Origin of the sequence: Paramicrobacterium fandaimingii (assembly GCF_011751745.2) — a bacterium.
Taxonomy (GTDB): Bacteria; Actinomycetota; Actinomycetes; order Actinomycetales; family Microbacteriaceae; genus Paramicrobacterium; species Paramicrobacterium fandaimingii.
Genome location: NZ_CP061170.1, coordinates 1,470,034 through 1,489,373 on the forward strand (window position 1 = coordinate 1,470,034; position 19,340 = coordinate 1,489,373).

Below are 19,340 nucleotides of genomic sequence, written 5' to 3' on the forward strand. Positions count from 1 at the left end.
AGAGACTTTCGGCGATCATCGCACCCTCCTCCTCGAAAGGCACTCACGCATGCACCCAGAGCTCCCGCTTCTGTTTGAGATCGGCTCCTATGTCGTTCTCGTGCTCGTTCTTCTCTTCGACCTGCTGCTTGTGGTCAAGAGGCCTCATATTCCGTCGATGAAGGAATCTGCGCTCTGGGTCGCGTTCTACGTGACGCTCGCACTCGTCTTTGCCGGCCTGATGCTTGTGTTCGCCGGTGGCGACTTTGCCGGGCAGTTTCTTGCTGGCTGGCTCACTGAGTACAGCCTCTCGATCGACAACCTGTTCGTCTTCGTCATCATCATGGCGAAGTTCGCCGTGCCCAAGAAATTCCAGCAGGAAGTTCTCATGGTGGGCATCATCATCGCCCTCGTCTTCCGCGGCATCTTCATCATCGTTGGCGCAGCGCTCATTGAGAACTTCAGCTTCGTGTTCTTCATCTTCGGCGCATTCCTGCTCTACACCGCGTGGAAGCAGGCATTCAGCAACGATGACGACGATGACGGAGAGTCGTGGTTCACACGCTTTATGCGCAAGCGCATGAAGGTTGCGCCGGAATTCGACGGATCAAAGCTGCGCACCGTTGTCGACGGTCGAAAGATGTGGACGCCCATGGTGATGGTCTTCCTCGCCATCGGCGTCACCGATGTCATGTTCGCCATCGATTCCATTCCCGCGATCTTCGGCATCACCCAGAGCCCGTTCATCGTGTTCACGGCGAACATCTTCGCGCTCATGGGGCTGCGGCAGCTGTACTTCATGCTCGGCGGGCTGCTCGAGAGGCTCGAGTACCTGCACTACGGCATCGCCTTCATTCTAGCGTTCATCGGTGTGAAGCTGGTGTTCCACGCCCTGCATGTCAATGAGCTCCCCTTCATCAACGGTGGCGAGAACGTGCTGTGGGTTCCGGAGATCAACACCTGGGTTTCGCTCGGAGTCATCATCGGCTCCATGGCGGTCGCGACGATCGTCAGCCTCGTCGCCGCCCGCCGCAAAGAAAAGAAGAGCCAGCAGATCTCGGGCGAGTGATATCCTTGCTTCGTGCTGTTCGGTCTGCTTCTTAGCTGCCGCGGCGAGGCCTAGTCTTCAGGCATCCTCGTCGCGGAGTCTGGTGACGCCTGTTCAACTTCACCCAAGGAAGAACACTCATGCAGCAGAACGTTGAAAACCCGAACGCCCCTCGTACTCTCGCCGAGAAGGTGTGGGCAGACCACCTCGTCACGAAGGGCGAGGACGGCACCCCCGACCTCATCTACATAGACTTGCATCTCGTGCACGAGGTGACCAGCCCTCAGGCCTTCGACGGTCTGCGAATGGCCGGCCGTCCGGTGCGCCGCCCCGATCTCACGATCGCGACGGAAGACCACAACACGCCGACGCTCGCCATCGACAAGCCGATCGCCGATCTCACGAGCCGCACGCAGATTCAGACCCTGCGCACGAACGCCGAAGAATTCGGCATCCGGCTTCATTCACTCGGTGATGTGGAGCAGGGAATCGTGCACGTCGTCGGGCCGCAGCTTGGTCTGACCATGCCGGGAATCACCGTAGTCTGCGGCGACTCGCACACATCGACGCACGGAGCCTTCGGCGCCATGGCGTTCGGAATCGGCACGAGCGAGGTGGAGCACGTCATGGCGACACAGACGCTTCCGCTCACGCCATTCAAGACCATGGCGATCAACGTCGAGGGCACGCTGAAGCCCGGTGTGACGGCGAAGGACATCATTCTTGCCGTCATCGCCAAGATCGGCACAGGCGGCGGTCAGGGCTACGTGCTCGAGTACCGCGGCAGCGCCATTCGTGCGTTGTCGATGGAAGGCCGCATGACGATCTGCAACATGTCCATCGAAGCCGGTGCTCGCGCGGGCATGGTTGCGCCAGACCAAACGACGTACGACTACCTCGAGGGTCGCCCGCACGCGCCAGAAGGAACAGACTGGAAAGAGGCCGTCGCCTACTGGGACACTCTCGCCACAGACGACGGCGCCACGTTCGACGCCGAGGTCTTTCTCGACGCCGATGAGCTCGAGCCGTTCGTCACCTGGGGAACCAACCCGGGGCAGGGCGTGTCCTTGAGCGGTCAGGTGCCGAGTCCCGAGCAATTCGACGACCCGACAGACCGGTCGTCTGCTGAGCGTGCGCTCGAGTACATGGATCTGAAGCCAGGGACAAAGCTCAAGGAGATCCCCGTTGACGCGGTGTTCATGGGCTCATGCACGAACAGCCGCATTGAGGATCTTCGCTCGTTCGCATCGATCATCAAGGGACAGAAGAAGGCAGACGGCGTACGCGTCATGGTCGTTCCCGGCTCCGCCCGTGTTCGGCTGGAAGCAGAGGCCGAAGGAATCGACACCATCGTTGAGGAGTTCGGCGCCGAATGGCGCTTTGCCGGATGCTCGATGTGCCTCGGCATGAACCCGGATCAACTGTCGCCAGGTGAACGCTGCGCATCAACGAGCAACCGAAACTTCGAGGGGCGCCAGGGCAAGGGCGGGCGCACTCACCTTGTCTCGCCTGTTGTCGCCGCAGCCACAGCGGTGCGCGGCACGCTGTCAAGCCCCTCTGACCTGGAGAACTGAGCATCATGCAGAAATTCACGACAGTGACGGGAATCGCGGCGCCTCTGAAGCGCTCGAACGTCGACACCGACCAGATCATCCCCGCCGTGTACCTGAAGCGCGTAACAAAGACGGGCTTCGAAGACGCGCTTTTCGCCGGTTGGCGTCAGGCCGATGACTTCGTGCTGAACCAGCCGGAGTTCGCCGGCGCGAGCATCCTCGTGGCCGGGCCGGACTTCGGTACGGGCTCGTCCCGCGAGCACGCCGTCTGGGCGCTTCGCGATTTTGGCTTCTCGGTTGTTCTCAGCACACGCTTCGGTGACATCTTCCGCGGTAATTCAGGTAAGCAGGGACTGCTTGCGGCGCAGATCAGCGAAGAAGACCTCGAACGGCTCTGGGCGGCGATCGACGACAACCCCGGCGTTGAATTCACGGTGAGCCTCGATGACAAGACGGTGACTGTCGGAGACGTTCAGGTGCCATTCGATATCGATGATTACACTAGGTGGCGTTTGCTCGAAGGGCTCGACGACATTGCTCTGACGCTTCGAAATGAAGAGGCGATCACGCACTTCGAGTCCACTCGGGCAGGTTGGCGGCCGCAGACTTTGCCCGTCAAATAGTCGAATATCAGGGGCACGTATTGAAGACTCTTCTTGAGGATGCTACCGGGGCAGGGGCACGCGTGGGGCTGCATGCAGACACAATCACCATTCGCGGTGGACGCCCGCTGAGCGGGCGGATCGAGCTTAAGGGCGCGAAGAATCTCGTCACGAAAGCGATGGTTGCATCGCTGCTCGGCGATACGCCGAGCGTCTTGAAGGATGTTCCCGACATCAGCGACGTACGCGTTGTTCGCGGACTGCTTGACGTGCACGGGGTCAAGATCAGCGATGGTGAGGAAGACGGCGAGCTGCACCTCGACCCTGCCGCAGTGGAAACCGCCCACATGGCGGATATCGACGCTCACGCAGGCTCAAGCCGCATTCCGATCCTGTTCTGCGGGCCGCTTCTGCACAAGCTGGGCGAGGCGTTCATTCCCGACCTCGGCGGATGCCGCATCGGCGACCGTCCCATCGACTACCACCTTGATGTTCTGCGCACGTTCGGAGCCGTTGTCGAGAAGCTCCCCAGCGGCATTCGTCTCTCGGCTCCAACGGGACTCCGCGGCGCGAAGATCGAACTGCCGTACCCGAGCGTTGGCGCGACAGAGCAGGTGCTTCTGACGGCTGTGCGCTCTGAGGGCATCACCGAGCTGCGCGGTGCCGCGATCGAGCCCGAGATCATGGATCTCATCAATATTCTTCAGAAGATGGGCGCGATCATCTCGGTCGATACCGACCGGGTCATCCGCATCGAGGGTGTTGCGTCGCTGACGGGGTATTCGCATCGCGCGCTCTTCGACCGGAACGAGGCAGCGAGCTGGGCAGCCGCAGCTCTCGCGACAGAGGGAGACATCTTCGTCGGCGGCGCCCGTCAGTCTGAGATGCTCACGTTCTTGAACGTCTACCGCAAGGTCGGCGGAGGATTCGAGATCCACGAAGACGGCATCCGCTTCTTCCACCCGGGCACCGAACTGAACCCCGTGATCATTGAGACCGATGTGCATCCAGGATTCATGACCGACTGGCAACAGCCTCTCGTCGTGGCACTCACCAAGGCGCGTGGCGTGTCGATCGTTCACGAGACGGTTTATGAGAAGCGATTCGGCTTTGTCGATGCGCTCGTTGAGATGGGCGCGACGATTCAGATTCATCGGGAGTGCCTCGGCGGCCAGGCGTGCCGGTTCGGTCAGCGCAACTTCAACCATTCCGCTGTGATCTCCGGGCCGAGCAAGCTGCACGGCGCCAACATCGTCGTTCCCGACCTTCGCGGCGGGTTCTCTCACTTGATCGCGGCGCTGAGCGCTGAGGGTGAGTCACGCGTTTCGAACGTCGGAATCATCAGTCGCGGTTACGAGCGTTTTCTGCAGAAGCTCGAGCTGCTCGGTGCCGACTTCACTGCTGAAGGATAATGGGGGAGTGTCAGACACTCCAGATTCGCTGCCGTCGAAGCCAGTGAGCCGAAGAACGGATCGTTCACGTCCAACGATCTTTTGGGTTCTCGCATCATTGGTGCTCCCCCTTGCGCGCGTGATGATGAAGATCACGATCATCGATGCGCACAAGCTGCCGAAGTCGGGGCCGTTCATTCTCGCCCCGAATCATTTCAGCGAGATCGACCCGATCGTGATCGGAATCGCCACCTGGAAGATCGGGCGCTTTCCCCGCTTCATGGCCAAAGCATCGCTTTTTCGCATTCCGGTCGTCGGGTGGCTTCTGAAGGTGTCTGGGCAGATTCCGGTGGAACGCGAGGGCTCGGCACGAGGCAAGGGGCCCATTCAGGCTGCGGGCGATCTCGTCACGACGGGAGGCGGCGTGATCGTGTACCCCGAGGGCACACTGACGCGAGACCCAGACATGTGGCCGATGCGCGGAAAGACGGGTGCGGCTCGCATGGCGCTCACCCACGGACTTCCCGTGATTCCCGTTGCTCACTGGGGAACCCAAAGGGTGATGCCGCGCTACGCGAAGAAAGTCAGCCTGTTTCCGCCGAAGAAGATCACCATCAAGGTTGGCGACGTCGTTGACCTCTCAGAGCTTGATGGGCATGCACCTGATTCCGCCGCGCTTTCCCGGGCAACCAGCCTGATCATGGATGCCATCACTCGAGAGCTCGAAGACATCCGCAACGAGAAGGCGCCAGCCGAACGGTGGGACCCGACGAAGCACAACCAGAAGGAGACGGGACGCTTTGAGTCGTAAGACGACGGCGGCGCGCGTGGCCGTGATCGGCTCGGGCAGCTGGGGCACGACGTTCGGCAAGATTCTCGCCGACGGCGGCAGTGATGTGACCATGTGGGCACGCCGCACCGAGGTTGCCCGCGATATTGCGAAGAACCACCGCAATCAGGACTACCTGCCGGGAATCGAGCTTCCCGCGCGCATGACCGCGGTGACCGGTCTTGCGGATGCTGTAGCTGGAGCGCGGCACGTCTTCGTCGCCGTGCCGAGCCAATCCCTTCGCGACAACCTCGTCGAGCTTCGACCGCACCTTCCACAGGGGGCGAGCGTTGTGTCGCTCATGAAAGGCGTCGAGCGCAGCTCGGGAATGCGCATGAGCCAGGTGATTGAGCAGACACTTGACTGGGATCCGGCACTCGTCGCCGCGGCATCCGGCCCGAATCTCGCTCTCGAAATCGCCAAGGAACAGCCGACCGCCGCTGTCATCTCATCGCAGAGCCTTGAAACGGCACAGGCGATCGCGCTTCTCGCTCGCAATTCGTACTTTCGCACCTTCGTCAATACCGACGTGATCGGCACAGAGTTCGGCGGCGTGCTGAAAAACCTCATTGCCGTGGCAATCGGCATTGTCGACGGTGTCGGCTACGGTGAGAACACCAAGGCTTCGATCATCACACGCGGGCTCGTCGAGATGACGGACTTCGCCGTCGCTCTGGGCGCGCAGCCCGAGACGCTCTCGGGGCTCGCGGGGCTCGGCGACCTCATCGCGACGTGCCAATCGCCGCTCTCTCGCAACAACACGGCCGGACGTCTGCTCGGTCAAGGGTATAGTTTCTCGTCGGTCGTCAAACAGATGCAGCAGACAGCTGAAGGTCTGGCCTCGGTCGGGCCCATACTCGAGATGGCGGAGTCGGTCGGCGTAAACATGCCGATCGTTCAGCAGGTCAAGCAGGTTCTCGATGGAACGCTCGACCCGAAGGGCATTGCTCCGCACCTGACCACTGATTCTGACGAGCCACAAGGGGAGAGGACGACTGATGACGCGGAAGTTGCGGGTGGCGGTGCTGTTTGGGGGGCTCTCAAGCGAGCATTCGATCAGCTGCGCAACGGCGGGGGGAGTGCTGGGAGCGATTGATCGCGACCGGTTCGACGTGATTCCGATCGGAATCACGCGAGCTGGCCAGTACGTTCTCGAAGCGGATGACCCCCGCACGTTCACGCTCGACGGCGATGTGCTCCCCGAGGTGACCGACAACGGCACACGGGTGCGCTGGCCAGACGACGTGACGAGCCGCGAGCTGACTCTTGAACAGAACGGCGTGACCCGTTCGCTCGGCACGATCGATGTGGTTTTCCCGATTCTGCACGGAACGTATGGCGAAGACGGCACGATTCAGGGTCTGCTCGAGCTCGCTGGCCTTCCATACGTCGGCTCCGGAGTGCTCGCCTCAGCACTCGGAATGGACAAGCACTTCACCAAGTCGGTTCTGCAGCATGCTGGCATTTCTGTTGCGCCGTGGAGGCGCGTGCGTCGGGCGGAGTGGCAGAGCGCTCCTACTCGCGTCGATGGGCTTCTCGAGGGCCTCTCGCTTCCCGTGTTCGTCAAACCCGCTCGAGCCGGATCGAGCGTGGGCGTCAGCCGTGTTTCGCATGCAGGCGAGCTCGCCGAGGCACTGCAGATTGCCTTCGCCGAAGACGACTCTGTGCTTATCGAGCAGGGCCTCGACGGTCGCGAGGTCGAAATCGCCGTTCTCGGTGGACGCGCGGGAGAAGCACCGCGCACCTCCGAGGTTGCGGGAGAGATCGTTGTCTCGGGTCGTGACTTCTACGACTTTGAGGCGAAATACCGTGGAGCGGCAGGCATCGACCTCGTCTGCCCGGCAAACTTGAGCACGGCGGAGCTTGACGAGATGAAGAGCATTGCACTTCGGGCTTTCGATGCCGTTGGGGCCGAGGGCCTTGCCCGGGTTGACTTCTTTCTCTCCGCGGATGGTTTCGTGCTCAACGAAGTGAACACGATGCCGGGGTTCACTCCCATTTCGATGTTTCCGACATGCTGGATCGCATCGGGCGTCAGTTATGCCGATCTGATCACCGAGCTCATTGAGATCGCTGTCGACCGCGGGGCACGCTAACCTGTCACATCTTCGGGGTTGAGGCATGATCTCGTCTGGTCGATGACGCTGACGGCGGGCGAGAGGTCAAGCAGCGCAGAACCCGATGCTTCTCTGTTGTCGATGACGACTTCCACGGCGGGAGTTCGCCCGTACGTTGTGAAGCGAAAGACCGGAGATTCGCTGTCATCGCGCACCCAATCGACGCCGTTCACAGTGAAGCACGGCATTGTCGTCGGTCCGATCGGCTCGACGCCGCAGTGAAGGAGGATAGCCGCAGGATCGCCCCAGGCTCCCGTCGCCTGCGCCGTCGTCTCGCGTTTGTCGAGCTCGCCGATCACGTCGGGAAGCCGCACGGTGACGGCGGCGCACGCGGGATCGTTCGAATCGGGTGCCGGGGTCATGCCGACGGTGCCGGAGCACGCGGTGAGAGACAGCGTTGAGGCGCAGACGAGAACCGCCGCGGAGGCGGCGCGGGCAAGGGAATGCATCGAGTTCAGGCTACCGTTGATGGCATGGGGTTCACTGACAGTGCAGACGGGCAAAGCGTTGCCGATGCGACCGAGGGCGCGGTGCTCGCACGAATCGTCCCCCGGCTTCCCGCTGCCGAAGCCGCCATCGTCGGCCCGGGAGATGACTGCGCCGTGATGTCGGCGCCTGACTCGCGGTTCGTGGTGACGACAGACATGATGGTGCACGGTCCGGACTTTCGGCAAGCCTGGTCGACGCCGTGGCAGCTTGGCTGGAAGGCAGCGGCGACAAACCTCTCAGATGTCGCGGCAATGGGTGCGCGCCCGACGGGACTCGTCGTTGCCCTTGCTGTGCCGGAGTCAACGCCGGTGAGGGTGCTCGAGGAATTCTCCGATGGGCTCAGAAGTGCCTGCGAGTCGCTTGCTCCGGGCTGCGGCGTGGTCGGAGGCGACCTGTCAGTCTCCGCGACATTCACAATTGCCGTGACGGCGTTCGGCGATCTTGAAGGACGTCGGCCCGTGATGCGTTCGGGCGCGAGGCCCGGCGACGTCGTTGCCGTCTCTGGGCGTCTCGGAGCAGCATCCCGCGGTCTCGATCTACTGTTCTCGCACGGCGTTGACGCCACGGGGGCGCCCGATGCGTCGCGAGCGCAGAGCGTCGCCGAGCAGCATCCGCACCTTGTCGGAGCCCAGCTGACACCGCAGCCCCCGATTGGCGACGGACCCCTCGCCGCCGATGCCGGAGCGACAGCGATGATGGACATCTCAGATGGACTTGCTCTCGACGCGTCGCGACTGGCACGCGCGAGTCAGGTGACTCTTGCCTTTGAGTCGCTTCTTCTCGGGGACGACGTCGACGCCGCGCTGCACGGGGGCGAAGATCACGGGCTGCTCGCGTGCTTTTCCCCTGGAACCCAGATGCCGGGCGGCTTTGAACGGATCGGGATGGTGGGCGAGCGGGGAGCCGACGATGTCACCTGCGATGGAGACGCGGTCGCTGCCACGGGGTGGGACCCCTACACAGCGTGGGACGGCGCGGTCGGCTGACCGGCATCGCGCTCCGCCCACCACACAACGGTTTCACCGTAACGGCGGGATCGCACACACGTGATGCCGTGCGGCCAGTGCGGTTCGAGAGATCGTGAGCTGCGTTCGACGACAACCGTCGCGTCGTCGTCGAGCAGCGGAACCAGCGCGGCAAGGTTCTCGGCGAGATGCTCTTCTGCCAGATCATAGGGCGGGTCGAGAAAGACAAGCGTGTACCGGATGCTGCCGTGCGGCCGTTCGAGCCAGGTCTGCACAGCGGCGACAACGGTGTCGACGTGCAAGGATCTCTCGGCGGCGCGGGTGACCGTCGAGGCATTGGCGCGGCAGATCGCCCCCGCGCGAGACGAGCTGTCCACGAGCGTCACCGATGCTGCGCCGCGGCTCGCCGCTTCAAGACCTTGTGCCCCTGAGCCGGCGTAGAGATCGGCAACGTGGGCGCCGCGCAGGGCGTCACGAGACTCGAGAGCGGAGAAGATCGCCTCTCGCACGCGATCGCTCGTGGGGCGCGTCCCCTGGGGAGGCACCTTCAACGTGAGCGAGCCGGCGTCTCCGCCGATGATTCTGGTCATTGTCATCGAGAATAACGTGTGTCGGGCGCTCCGCGTAGAATCGAACACATGAACGAGTCGGGGTTGCAGGAGAAACTCTCTGGTCCGCTCGGAGGGCGCACGGCAGGGGCGTTCGATCGGGCGTTCGGGTACAAGACGGTCGGCGATCTCCTTTCCCATTACCCACGCCGCTACGCCCACCACGGCGAGCTCACGCAGTTGGGCTCTCTTCCGGTCGGCGAGAATGTCGCTCTCGTCGCCGATGTCGTTCGGGCGTCGTCGCGAAAGATGAACAAACGCAAGGGCACGATCTTCGAGGCGGTGATCTCGGACGGCCGCGGAATTCTCACTCTGACCTTCTTCAATCAGAACTGGCGCAAGGAGGAGCTTGTGCCCGGCGCACGTGGCGTCTTCTCTGGCAAGATCTCCTCGTACCGCGGGTCCATGCAGCTGACTCACCCCGATTACAAGCTGTTTGATCGGGCGGGAATTTCTGAGAACGATGCTCAGGTGTGGGCGGAGAAGCCCATTCCCATCTATCCCGCAACGAGCGCGCTCCAGACCTGGTCAATCGAGAAGTCGATGAAGATCGTGCTCGAACACGTCGGCCTCGGCGTCGTCGATCCGGTGCCGGCGGCCGTTCGCGACGCCGAGCAGCTGCTTGATTACGGAACGGCGCTGGAGCGCATCCATCGGCCACGCAGTGATGATGATTGGAAGCGCGCGCGGCGCAGCCTGCGTTTTCACGAGGCGTTCGTGCTGCAGGCGGCGCTCATCGACAGCAGGGCCAAGGCGAGAGAGCAGATGGCGATGCCTCGCGAAGCGATGCCCGGTGGCCCGCTCGAACGCTTCGAGGCTCAGCTGCCCTTTACTCTGACGGGTGACCAAGTCGCGGTCGGAGCCGCGATCACCGACGATCTGGCCCGGAGCAACCCGATGAACCGGCTGGTCCAGGGCGAAGTCGGCTCCGGAAAGACGCTCGTCGCGCTGCGCGCCATGCTTGCTGTTGCTGAAGACGGAGGCCAGACAGCGCTGCTGGCACCGACGGAGGTGCTCGCGGCGCAGCACCTCCGATCGATCGTCGCCTCGCTCGGGCCCGATCTCGCCGCAGATATGTCGCCGGTTCTGCTCACAGGGCGTATGCCGGCTGCCGATCGCAAACGGGCGCTGCTGAGAATCATCGGCGGGCAGGCGAAGATCGTCGTCGGAACGCACGCGCTGCTCAGCGACATCGTGGAGTTCTACGATCTCGGGCTCATCGTGATCGATGAGCAGCATCGGTTCGGCGTCGATCAGCGAGACACGCTCCGGCGCAAGAGCGCCGCACACCCACATACGCTCGTGCTGACGGCGACCCCGATACCGCGCACTGTCGCGATGACCGTCTTCGGCGACCTCGACGTCAGCACGATCACCGAGCTTCCCGTCGGGCGCAAGGGCATCGAGACGTTCGTCGTTCCGCTTGTCGTCAAACCCACCTGGATGCCGCGGGTGTGGACGCGGATGCGTGAAGAGATCGACCTTGGGCGCCAGGCGTTCGTTGTGTGTCCCGCGATCGATTCCGACCGCGGGGGAGAGCCCGAGATCGACGCCGACGGCGATCGCGAGAGCGACATCGACGCGAAGCGGCCACCCGCAACAGTGCTCGAGACGGCCGCAATGCTGCGGGCGGAGCCGTCGCTGCAGGGCCTGACGATCGAGATCATTCACGGCCGGCTCTCGCCGGAAGAGAAAGACGAGATGATGACTCGGTTCTCCTCTGGAGACATCGACGTGCTCGTGACGACAACGGTCATCGAAGTGGGTGTCGATGTGCCCAATGCGTCGACGATGATCGTGCTCGACGCCGACCGTTTCGGGGTCTCCCAACTGCACCAGCTTCGCGGGCGCGTTGGTCGAGGCTCAGTGCCAGGGCTGTGTCTTCTCGTCACCCATGCCGTGCCCGAGTCGACCTCGCTTGAGCGCGTCGAAGCCGTTGCCGCGACGAACGACGGGTTCGAGCTGGCGCAGCGCGACCTCGAACTTCGTCGCGAAGGAGATGTTCTGGGCGGTGCGCAGTCGGGAGGGCGGTCGTCGCTTCGGCTTCTGCGAGTGGCAACCGACGGCGACGTCATCGTTCGGGCACGGGATGCCGCTGAGGCTCTGCGCGCTGACGACCCCGGATTCGCGCAGCATCCGGAGCTTCGAGAGGCGATCGACAGACGACTCGACGAGAGCGAGCGCGAGGCGATGTCGAAGTCATGACGGGTTCGTCGCATAGATGAGGGCGCGCCGGGTAGGCTTGACGCATGAGCAGGATCGCCGTCGTTCCCGGATCATTTGACCCCGTCACCCTTGGGCATCTCGATGTGATTGAGAGAGCAGCGCCGCTGTATGACGAATTGCACGTCGTCGTGGTGCACAACCCAGGCAAAGAAGCCCTCCTGCCGATTGCGCAGCGCGTCTCGCTTCTTGAGGAGGCAATCTCGGAGGCCGGGCTGCCGCGCAATATCGTCGTGGCCTCGTGGAGCGTCGGCCTCCTTGTCGACTATTGCACTGACGTCGGTGCTTCCGTGCTGATCAAGGGCATCCGCTCCCAGATCGATGTGGCGTACGAGACTCCCATGGCGATTGTGAACCGCGACCTGGCAGCCGTGGAGACGGTGTTCATGCTCCCCAATCCCGCTCATGGGCACGTTTCCAGCTCGCTGGTTCGTCAGGTCGCCGCGCTCGGTGGTGACGTCACGCCTTACGTTCCGAATGCCGTCGCATCTTTTCTGAGGGCCACATGAGCGAGCCCGCAGCAGCGGAGCGCCGACGCTCAGAGGTGTCACCGCTTACCGGCACGACGCTCTCCGTCACCGAGGTGAGCAGATTATCGGCGCAGATCGTCGGTGCCATCGAACGGGTCATCGACGGAAAGCACGAGGCAGTTCGCACCGCCCTCACCGTCTTGCTTGCCGAAGGGCACCTGCTCATCGAAGACGTTCCCGGCGTGGGAAAGACGATGCTGGCTCGTGCGCTCGCGGCAACGGTCGGCGGAAACGTCAGTCGCATTCAGTTCACGCCCGACCTTCTGCCCAGTGACGTCACAGGGGTTGCAGTCTTCGATCAGCGTGAGAGCCGATTCGAGTTCAAGCCGGGCCCCGTTTTCGCACATATCGTTATCGGCGACGAGATCAACAGGGCATCGCCGAAGACGCAGTCCGCGCTTCTGGAGTGCATGGCAGAGCGCCAAGTGACGGCCGACGGAACAACCTATGAGCTGAGTCGACCGTTCACGGTGTTTGCAACCCAGAACCCGATTGAAATGGAGGGCACGTACCCTCTGCCCGAGGCGCAGCGAGATCGATTCACTGCTCGACTGTCGATGGGGTATCCCGACACGGATGCCGAGATCGCCATGCTCACCAGCCGCGACAGGAGCGACCCTCTGAGCGAGGTCGAGCCCGTTGTGTCATTGAGAGAGCTCGTGGCGATGATCGATGCCGTTCATCGCGTCTTCGCCTCTCCGGCGGTGAAGGCGTATGCCGTGGCACTCTCAACGGCCACCCGCGAGCATCCTCAGCTGCGGCTCGGCGCTAGTCCACGGGCAACTCTTCAACTTCTGAATGTCGCTCGGGCTCGAGCCGCCGTCGAGGGGCACGAGTTCGTGCTTCCTGACCACGTGGCGGCGCTTGCCGAATCGGTTTTCGCGCACAGGCTGGTGCCTGTGCCGCGAGTGGGGGAGCGCAGCAGAGACGCCGGGACGGCGCTCGCAGAGATCGTGGCGGAGATCGTCGACTCCACTCCTGTTCCGAACATTCGGTAGGCGCGATCATGTCGGTGCGCACGATTCGCCTCACGGCGCGGGGATGGGCACTCGTCTGGACATCGTTCGCCAGTCTGGCGCTTGGCACGCTGTTGGAGCGGCGCGAGGGGCTCTTCGTCGCCGTCTTTCTGATGATCGTCGTCGTGCTGTGCGCGGTGTCTGTCGCCAGCCAGAAGGCGAAAGTGCGCGTCGTCCGGCGCGTTCCCGAGGACGGCCAGTGTGGTGAGTCTCTCGAGATCGTGTGCGAGATTCACGCAACGGGTTCACTGGCCGCCGTCAGCGGATGGACGGATTCGATTCCCAGCACCTTCGGCCCGGCCCCGACGGGCGTTCTGCCTCCGCGACGGATGATGCGCGGAGGACGGGCTGCGGTTCGCTACAAGGTTGTCCCGTCCGTTCGCGGCCGGTACGACATCGGACCGTTCCGCATCACCCTCTCAGATGCACTTGGCGTCTGCGACATGTCTCGATCTGTCGGCGAAAGCACCGGAATTCTCGTTCTTCCTCTCGTGAGCGTCCTCGCGGCAGGTGATCTCATTCCGCCGGCGGGAGAGGGGAATCAGCATGACAGAACCCGTCCGACAGCGCCGCGCGCCGATGAGCTGATCGCCAGGGACTATCGCCCGGGTGATCCGCTGAGGCGAGTGCACTGGCGAGCAACGGCTCGACACGGCCAACTGATGGTGCGCCAGGAGGAGCCCCAGGCTGACCCCGAGACGCTCATCCTGCTTGACGTCGCAGCGGGACACGTGCGAGCCGACGCTCTCGTCGATTTGGCGGCCTCGATCGCCGTGCACCTGAGTAATGAAGGCTTCCGAGTGACGTTCGCCGAATCTGACACCACCTGGGTCGACGCGCCTCCCCGCGATCCTCACGCGATTCTCACAGCACTCGCCGTCTGGCCAGGCGGCACACTCGGCGCAGCTCGCGATATTGCGCTTCGCAGCGAACGGCGATTCTCCGACCGCATCCCCATTTTCGTTCTCACGTCCGATGTCGATCGGCTCGGTGATCTTGTCGCCATCGCTGCGAACGCCGTTCCGGCTGTCGCGTTTGTCGCGTCGGGATCCGGTCTGTCCCGAGCGGCTGTGCCCGCACCGTGGGTTGCCGCGGGACTCGCTGATCGGGTAGATGTCGCGGCGAGCTGGGATCGTCTGCAGAGGAGGCTCGTTCATGGCTGACGAGCACGGGACGATCCGCCGCAGCGCAATGCGCGACGGCCGTCGACACGTTCCTCTCAGCATTGCCCTCTCGCTTCTGATCGTCGCGTCCCTTTCGGCGTTTCTGCCGGTCGTCGACGGCGTCGGTTGGTGGCTGGGCTGCATCGTCGTCGTGGTCGCTGTCAACGGGGCGGCGGCCGTCGCGCGCGTGGCCGGACTCTCGCGGCTTCTCGGAAGCTTCGTTGGGGCTGCCACCGGCGTGCTGGGCATCACGGCGGTATGCGGGGGAGGAACCGCGCTTGTCGGTGTGATTCCGACGCCGGCGACCATTGGCCACTTCGTGGAGCTCTCCCAATCTGCGGGGGAATCAATTTATCGACAGTCGATTCCCGCGTATGCCGATGCAGGGATCACGTTTCTCTTAATCTTCGCCAGTCTGATGGCATCGGTGACCGTTGATCTCATGGCAACGGCGGCCGCAACAGCAGCTCCCGTTGGGCTCGTCTCCCTTGCGATTGTGGTGCCGCCGTCAATTTTGCTTGACGAGATTCCCTTTGCCCCCTTCGCGGCGACCGCACTCGCCTACCTGTTCGTGCTTTGGGCTGATCGTGCGCGGGAACGATCACGTGGAGGTCTCGCCCGCATGCTGGCTGTCGGGGTTGTGGCGGCATCCGTTGCGGGCATCGGCGCGGCAGCGGTGCCGGGGTTCTATGGCACGAACCCGTTCAGAGTCACGTCGTCGTCGACGCTCGCCTCTGGAGTGTCTCCGCTTCTGCACTTGGGAGAAGATCTTCAGCGCACCGGCAACTCGGTTCAGTTTCGATATACGTCCTCCGCCGATGACCCCGAACGATTTCGCCTGATGACCCTTGACTCGTTCGACGGGTCGACGTGGGAGTCGACGCGCGAGCGATCGGGCTTGTTCACCGTGGAAGAGGGAAGCAGTCTCGTGCGCTCAGATGCATCCGATTCTCTGACGGGAACGCTCGTCAAGACGGAGGTGGCCATCGCGGGTCTCCGAGACCGAGTTCTGCCGATTCCCGATGGCGCGATCGAGGTTCATGGCGCGGAGGGTACGTGGCTGTGGGATCCGGCCGATGAGACGATGAGCAGTCGAACAGACAGCACTGTCGGCCTCGAATACACTGTGTCGTCGGTGCGCGCAGAGCCGACGGTGACACGGATGCGTGCCGCTGATGTACCCGACCGAGGAATTTTCACAGCTGAGCGTGAACTGCCAAGCGAGATTCCCGCACTCATCACGCGAACTCTCGAGAACGTCATTGACGGGATAGACAACCCCTACGAGAGGGCTTACGCAATTCAATCGTTTCTTCGCGATGGCGATTTCGCGTACTCGCTGTCAGCACCTGTTGCTCAGGGCTACGACGGGGACAGCCTTGGGGTGATTGCAACATTCCTCGAGCGGCGGGCTGGATACTGTGTGCATTTCGCGGCGACGATGGCGACAATGGCGCGCATGATCGACATTCCCTCACGCATCGTCCTCGGTTTTCTGCCCGGCGACGAAGAGGCCGGAGGAACACATGTGGTGCGCTCCGATGATCTGCATGCTTGGCCCGAACTGTATTTCGAAGGAGCTGGCTGGGTGGCCTTCGAGCCAACTCCAGGGCGAGGCGGCACTCCGAGTTATGCTCCGGAGGAGACGTCAACGGCCGAGGCGGCGGGGCCAGACGACGTAGATCCTCGAACCATCGAGAGATCGTCTGAGCCGGATGCCTCGGAGACTCCCGAAACCGAAGCCGCCGTTCCGACCCAGCGCGACGAGGCAGAACCGAACCTGGTTCCGGTGGGCATCACATGTGTCGCGCTGATCGCCCTGCTTCTGATTCCCACACTGGTGCGTTCGTCGAGAAGGGCGCGACGGATGCATCGGGCGAGAACGAGGGCGGACAGCGTGACGGAGGCATGGGCGGAAGTCGTGGACACCGCGCGCGACCTGGGCTGGCAGCATCCGCCTGCCGACACACCCCGGATGTTGGGAGAGAGAATCCGGTCTCGTGTCGGCGCCGATGACGAGGCAAGCGATGCGATCGATCGACTTGTGCGTCGCGTCGAGCATGCGCGGTTCGGCCCGCAGCGCAGTGCAGAGCCGCAGGGGGCCGACTCGGATGCCCGAGCCATCATCGCCGCTCTTGAATCGGCGGCTTCCCGTGGTGAGAGGCTGAGGGCAGTGGTCTGGCCTGCATCGGTGTTCTCGCGCGGCGTCCAGCCGACAGCCAACCTCGCCCGGTAGACTTGTCCCCTGTGAGTGGAAGCAAGAAAGGCCCGTTTGCGATCGGAGTTCACGATCTCCTCGGTCGCCCAGGGCATATGCGTGAGCACGAACTGACCGTCGTGGCACCCGAGCAGCTTGGCGAGGGTCTGATCTCGGTCAAACAAGGCTCAGAGATCAGCGAAGATGTCCGACTCGAGTCGGTGCACGAGGGAATTCTTGTCACGGCTGACGTGACCGCAACGGCAACGGGGCAGTGCGGACGATGCCTGACCGACATGGCCCAAAACGTTCAAGTCGAGATTCAGGAACTTTTCGCGTATTCTACTGAGGAAGCTTCTGAGCAGGCGGTTCACGATGACCACGTGGATCTTGAACCTCTTGTCAGAGACGCAGTGGTTCTATCACTGCCGTTTCAGCCGGTGTGCCGGCCAGATTGCCCCGGACTCGACCCCGAGTCTGGCGCGCGTTTGGCTGATCACCCGGAGAAAGAACCCCGTGAGCTGTTGGATCCCCGTTGGGAAGCACTCGCCCGGTTCTCCTCAAGCCCAGGCACCGAAGACTCGAGTGCGTCAGACAGAGAAGAGAGATAACCATGGCTGTTCCCAAGCGAAAGAAGTCGCGGGCAAACACCCACGCCCGTCGTTCGCAGTGGAAGGCTAGCGCCCCCGCGCTGGTGAAGACCGTTGAAAACGGCCAGGTCACCTACAGCCTCCCGCACCGTGCAAAGGTCGTCACCGACTCAGCCGGAACCGAGCTGTTCCTTGAGTACAAGGGACGCAAGGTCGCCGACGTCTAAGGTGCGGCACGCCGCATCCGCTCGTCGCGAGCGAGAAACCATTGACCGAGGGCCGCTTCTGGCGGTCCTCGGTGTTTCGCTTGACGCAGACCTACTCGAACTTGCGCTCACGCATCGCTCGTACGCGTACGAGCATGGCGGTTCCCCGCACAATGAGCGTCTTGAGTTTCTTGGCGACTCCGTTCTCGGACTCGCCATCACAACGGCGCTCTACCGCGACAACCCCACACTTTCAGAGGGTGACCTCGCACAGATGCGCGCGGCCGTCGTCTCGACAGTCGCACTCGCAGAGGTGGCGACGACAATCGGGCTCGGCCAATACATTCTGCTCGGCAACGGTGAAGTGCTCACGGGCGGTCGAGAAAAGTCATCGATTCTTGCGGACACCATGGAGGCGCTGTTCGGCGCTGTCTATCTTGACAAGGGTCAGGATGCCGCAACAGCGACGGTCATGCGCCTCATCGGTCCGCTGCTGCACGACACCGCACGCTTCGGCGCCGCGATGGACCCGAAGACACACCTTCAGGAAGCCGCGAACGAGCGTGGCGCGCCCTCTCCCGAGTACGCGGTAGAGAGCACGGGTCCCGATCACGACCGCCGCTTCTCGGCGACAGTGACCGTTGGCGATCTTGTTGCCGCGACGGGCACGGGAACGAGCAAGAAGCAGGCAGAAATGGCCGCGGCCCTGACTGCCTGGACTGAGCTCAATGCCCGAACTTCCTGAGGTCGAGGTCGTCAGGCGAGGTCTCGAACCGGCCGTGACCGGTGCCTTCGTGACAGCAGTGGATGTTCGTGACGAACGATCACTGAGACGCCACGACCGCACGGTAGGCGAATTCGCCGATGTGCTGACCGGTCGGCGCCTCGCGGGAGCCGTTCGTCGCGGGAAGTTTCTCTGGTTCCCGCTCGGCGGCACCGAGGCTCTTGTCACTCATCTGGGCATGAGCGGGCAGGTGCTGCTGCGCGAGCCCGGGGTCGACGATCGACACACGCGCATCGCCCTGATGATCGAGCACCCGCAGCACGGGGAGCTGTGCGTGAACTTCGCCGATCAGCGCATCTTCGGAAGCATGGCCGTTGACAGGCTCGTGCCGACAGCAGATGGATGCCCTGCAGGCTTTGCCGGTGGCGCGACGGCTACACCGAGCATTCCGTCGCAGATGGCACACATCGCGCGTGACGTTCTCGACCCGGCGCTCGACAAAGACGCGGTGATCTCCCGCATCCGATCCAGACGATCAGCGATCAAGCGCGTCCTCCTCGATCAGACGCTGATCAGCGGCATCGGCAACATCTATGCGGATGAAGCGCTGTGGGCCGCCGGCGTACATGGTGAGCAACCGGCATCCCGCATGTCGCGTGTACGCATAGCAACACTGCTCGATGCGGTCGCCGAGGTGCTCGAAAAGGCTCTGGCCGAGGGCGGCACAAGCTTCGATGCGCAGTATGTGAATGTCAACGGAGAGTCCGGTTACTTCTCGCATTCGCTCAACGTCTACGGCCGCGGGGGAGAGCCCTGCAACCGCTGCGGTAGCCCTATCGCGAGGGAGAAATTCATGAACCGCGCGTCGCACTTCTGCCCGGTATGCCAGCGGAAACGCTAGCCAATGCGCTTGGCGCATGCAGGTCCTTGGGCGGCTCGCCGTACTTGTGTTGGTTAGGCCCCGCTTCGACTCTCTGTACCTGAAGTCTAGGTGGACCGGGAGCGTGCAATGACGTTGACGTACGCGGAGTGGCTGATATGCGAGAGATGACCAGCACCGGGGGAGTTCGGGGATGCATTGGACGCCTGGTGTCGGTGTGGCGACGGCCT

Annotated in this window: 19 protein-coding genes; 17 read left to right on the forward strand and 2 right to left on the reverse strand. The window is 63.0% G+C overall.

Annotation, left to right across the window (positions count from 1 at the left end):
• The first annotated feature begins 49 nt into the window (after positions 1-49).
• The 7 genes from HCR84_RS07120 to HCR84_RS07150 all read left to right on the forward strand — a co-directional run bounded on the left by HCR84_RS07120 (position 50) and on the right by HCR84_RS07150 (position 7,498).
• Positions 50-1,048 carry a TerC family protein gene (locus HCR84_RS07120; RefSeq protein ID WP_166983408.1) on the forward strand — a complete coding sequence of 333 codons (999 nt, stop codon included), beginning with the start codon at positions 50-52 and terminating at the stop codon, positions 1,046-1,048.
• Positions 1,049-1,167: 119 nt separating this feature from the next.
• Complete coding sequence (gene leuC, locus HCR84_RS07125) at positions 1,168-2,601, forward strand: 3-isopropylmalate dehydratase large subunit (protein ID WP_166983409.1); 1,434 nt, start codon at positions 1,168-1,170, stop codon at positions 2,599-2,601.
• A 5-nt stretch (positions 2,602-2,606) separates the two neighbouring features.
• On the forward strand, positions 2,607-3,203 hold the full coding sequence (gene leuD / locus HCR84_RS07130; RefSeq protein ID WP_166983410.1) for a 3-isopropylmalate dehydratase small subunit: 597 nt from the start codon (positions 2,607-2,609) through the stop codon (positions 3,201-3,203).
• 20 nt (positions 3,204-3,223) lie between these two features.
• A complete protein-coding gene (murA, locus tag HCR84_RS07135; protein ID WP_235940825.1) occupies positions 3,224-4,594 on the forward strand; it encodes a UDP-N-acetylglucosamine 1-carboxyvinyltransferase in 1,371 nt (456 codons plus the stop codon).
• A 7-nt stretch (positions 4,595-4,601) separates the two neighbouring features.
• The gene (locus HCR84_RS07140) at positions 4,602-5,384 is read left to right on the forward strand and encodes a lysophospholipid acyltransferase family protein (RefSeq protein ID WP_244972586.1); all 783 of its coding nucleotides are present in this window, start codon (positions 4,602-4,604) and stop codon (positions 5,382-5,384) included.
• A complete protein-coding gene (locus HCR84_RS07145; RefSeq protein WP_244972587.1) occupies positions 5,374-6,498 on the forward strand; it encodes an NAD(P)H-dependent glycerol-3-phosphate dehydrogenase in 1,125 nt (374 codons plus the stop codon). The genes HCR84_RS07140 and HCR84_RS07145 overlap by 11 nt, the downstream gene beginning before the upstream one ends.
• Positions 6,401-7,498 (forward strand): D-alanine--D-alanine ligase family protein, encoded by a 1,098-nt coding sequence (locus tag HCR84_RS07150; RefSeq protein ID WP_166983412.1) that lies wholly within the window; start codon positions 6,401-6,403, stop codon positions 7,496-7,498. Before HCR84_RS07145 ends, HCR84_RS07150 begins: the two co-directional genes overlap by 98 nt.
• On the opposite strand, the gene HCR84_RS07155 is transcribed toward HCR84_RS07150, so the two are convergent.
• Positions 7,495-7,968 carry a DUF3515 domain-containing protein gene (locus HCR84_RS07155; protein ID WP_166983413.1) on the reverse strand — a complete coding sequence of 158 codons (474 nt, stop codon included), beginning with the start codon at positions 7,966-7,968 and terminating at the stop codon, positions 7,495-7,497. The genes HCR84_RS07150 and HCR84_RS07155 overlap by 4 nt on opposite strands.
• A gap of 24 nt (positions 7,969-7,992) precedes the next feature.
• Here HCR84_RS07155 and thiL point away from each other — a divergent pair, with 24 nt between their 5' ends.
• A complete protein-coding gene (gene thiL, locus HCR84_RS07160) occupies positions 7,993-8,994 on the forward strand; it encodes a thiamine-phosphate kinase (RefSeq protein WP_166983414.1) in 1,002 nt (333 codons plus the stop codon).
• Here the strand turns inward: thiL and HCR84_RS07165 are convergent.
• Positions 8,964-9,563 (reverse strand): RsmD family RNA methyltransferase, encoded by a 600-nt coding sequence (locus tag HCR84_RS07165; protein WP_166983415.1) that lies wholly within the window; start codon positions 9,561-9,563, stop codon positions 8,964-8,966. The genes thiL and HCR84_RS07165 overlap by 31 nt on opposite strands.
• Before the next feature lie 48 nt (positions 9,564-9,611).
• Here HCR84_RS07165 and HCR84_RS07170 point away from each other — a divergent pair, with 48 nt between their 5' ends.
• From HCR84_RS07170 to mutM, 9 genes are all read left to right on the forward strand, one after another.
• A complete protein-coding gene (locus HCR84_RS07170) occupies positions 9,612-11,786 on the forward strand; it encodes an ATP-dependent DNA helicase RecG (RefSeq protein WP_166983416.1) in 2,175 nt (724 codons plus the stop codon).
• A gap of 44 nt (positions 11,787-11,830) precedes the next feature.
• A complete protein-coding gene (gene coaD / locus HCR84_RS07175) occupies positions 11,831-12,313 on the forward strand; it encodes a pantetheine-phosphate adenylyltransferase (protein ID WP_166983417.1) in 483 nt (160 codons plus the stop codon).
• Positions 12,310-13,332 (forward strand): AAA family ATPase, encoded by a 1,023-nt coding sequence (locus HCR84_RS07180; protein ID WP_166983418.1) that lies wholly within the window; start codon positions 12,310-12,312, stop codon positions 13,330-13,332. Before coaD ends, HCR84_RS07180 begins: the two co-directional genes overlap by 4 nt.
• Before the next feature lie 8 nt (positions 13,333-13,340).
• On the forward strand, positions 13,341-14,513 hold the full coding sequence (locus tag HCR84_RS07185) for a DUF58 domain-containing protein (RefSeq protein WP_166983419.1): 1,173 nt from the start codon (positions 13,341-13,343) through the stop codon (positions 14,511-14,513).
• Positions 14,506-16,749, forward strand: coding sequence for a transglutaminase TgpA family protein (locus tag HCR84_RS07190; RefSeq protein ID WP_166983420.1), 2,244 nt, complete (start codon positions 14,506-14,508; stop codon positions 16,747-16,749). The genes HCR84_RS07185 and HCR84_RS07190 overlap by 8 nt, the downstream gene beginning before the upstream one ends.
• A gap of 77 nt (positions 16,750-16,826) precedes the next feature.
• Positions 16,827-17,321: a YceD family protein gene (locus HCR84_RS07195; RefSeq protein ID WP_166983847.1), complete on the forward strand. Its 495-nt coding sequence runs from the start codon at positions 16,827-16,829 to the stop codon at positions 17,319-17,321.
• Between the two features lie 2 nt (positions 17,322-17,323).
• The gene (gene rpmF, locus HCR84_RS07200) at positions 17,324-17,527 is read left to right on the forward strand and encodes a 50S ribosomal protein L32 (protein ID WP_166983421.1); all 204 of its coding nucleotides are present in this window, start codon (positions 17,324-17,326) and stop codon (positions 17,525-17,527) included.
• A gap of 1 nt (position 17,528) precedes the next feature.
• Entirely contained in the window at positions 17,529-18,251 is a 723-nt protein-coding gene (rnc, locus tag HCR84_RS07205) for a ribonuclease III (RefSeq protein WP_166983422.1), read from the forward strand.
• Positions 18,235-19,131 carry a bifunctional DNA-formamidopyrimidine glycosylase/DNA-(apurinic or apyrimidinic site) lyase gene (mutM, locus tag HCR84_RS07210; protein ID WP_166983423.1) on the forward strand — a complete coding sequence of 299 codons (897 nt, stop codon included), beginning with the start codon at positions 18,235-18,237 and terminating at the stop codon, positions 19,129-19,131. Before rnc ends, mutM begins: the two co-directional genes overlap by 17 nt.
• The last annotated feature ends 209 nt before the right edge of the window (positions 19,132-19,340 follow it).

What these genes read in the sequence shown, in the direction of transcription:
- leuD (WP_166983410.1), top strand. Translation starts at nt 2,607, where the DNA reads ATGCAGAAATTCACGACAGTGACGGGAATCGCGGCGCCTCTGAAGCGC.
- HCR84_RS07120 (WP_166983408.1), top strand. Translation starts at nt 50, where the DNA reads ATGCACCCAGAGCTCCCGCTTCTGTTTGAGATCGGCTCCTATGTCGTT.
- HCR84_RS07185 (WP_166983419.1), top strand. Translation starts at nt 13,341, where the DNA reads ATGTCGGTGCGCACGATTCGCCTCACGGCGCGGGGATGGGCACTCGTC.
- HCR84_RS07170 (WP_166983416.1), top strand. Translation starts at nt 9,612, where the DNA reads ATGAACGAGTCGGGGTTGCAGGAGAAACTCTCTGGTCCGCTCGGAGGG.
- HCR84_RS07180 (WP_166983418.1), top strand. Translation starts at nt 12,310, where the DNA reads ATGAGCGAGCCCGCAGCAGCGGAGCGCCGACGCTCAGAGGTGTCACCG.
- coaD (WP_166983417.1), top strand. Translation starts at nt 11,831, where the DNA reads ATGAGCAGGATCGCCGTCGTTCCCGGATCATTTGACCCCGTCACCCTT.
- HCR84_RS07190 (WP_166983420.1), top strand. Translation starts at nt 14,506, where the DNA reads ATGGCTGACGAGCACGGGACGATCCGCCGCAGCGCAATGCGCGACGGC.
- rpmF (WP_166983421.1), top strand. Translation starts at nt 17,324, where the DNA reads ATGGCTGTTCCCAAGCGAAAGAAGTCGCGGGCAAACACCCACGCCCGT.
- thiL (WP_166983414.1), top strand. Translation starts at nt 7,993, where the DNA reads ATGGGGTTCACTGACAGTGCAGACGGGCAAAGCGTTGCCGATGCGACC.
- HCR84_RS07150 (WP_166983412.1), top strand. Translation starts at nt 6,401, where the DNA reads ATGACGCGGAAGTTGCGGGTGGCGGTGCTGTTTGGGGGGCTCTCAAGC.
- mutM (WP_166983423.1), top strand. Translation starts at nt 18,235, where the DNA reads ATGCCCGAACTTCCTGAGGTCGAGGTCGTCAGGCGAGGTCTCGAACCG.
- leuC (WP_166983409.1), top strand. Translation starts at nt 1,168, where the DNA reads ATGCAGCAGAACGTTGAAAACCCGAACGCCCCTCGTACTCTCGCCGAG.
- HCR84_RS07165 (WP_166983415.1), bottom strand. Translation starts at nt 9,563, where the DNA reads ATGACCAGAATCATCGGCGGAGACGCCGGCTCGCTCACGTTGAAGGTG.
- HCR84_RS07155 (WP_166983413.1), bottom strand. Translation starts at nt 7,968, where the DNA reads ATGCATTCCCTTGCCCGCGCCGCCTCCGCGGCGGTTCTCGTCTGCGCC.
- HCR84_RS07195 (WP_166983847.1), top strand. Translation starts at nt 16,827, where the DNA reads ATGCGTGAGCACGAACTGACCGTCGTGGCACCCGAGCAGCTTGGCGAG.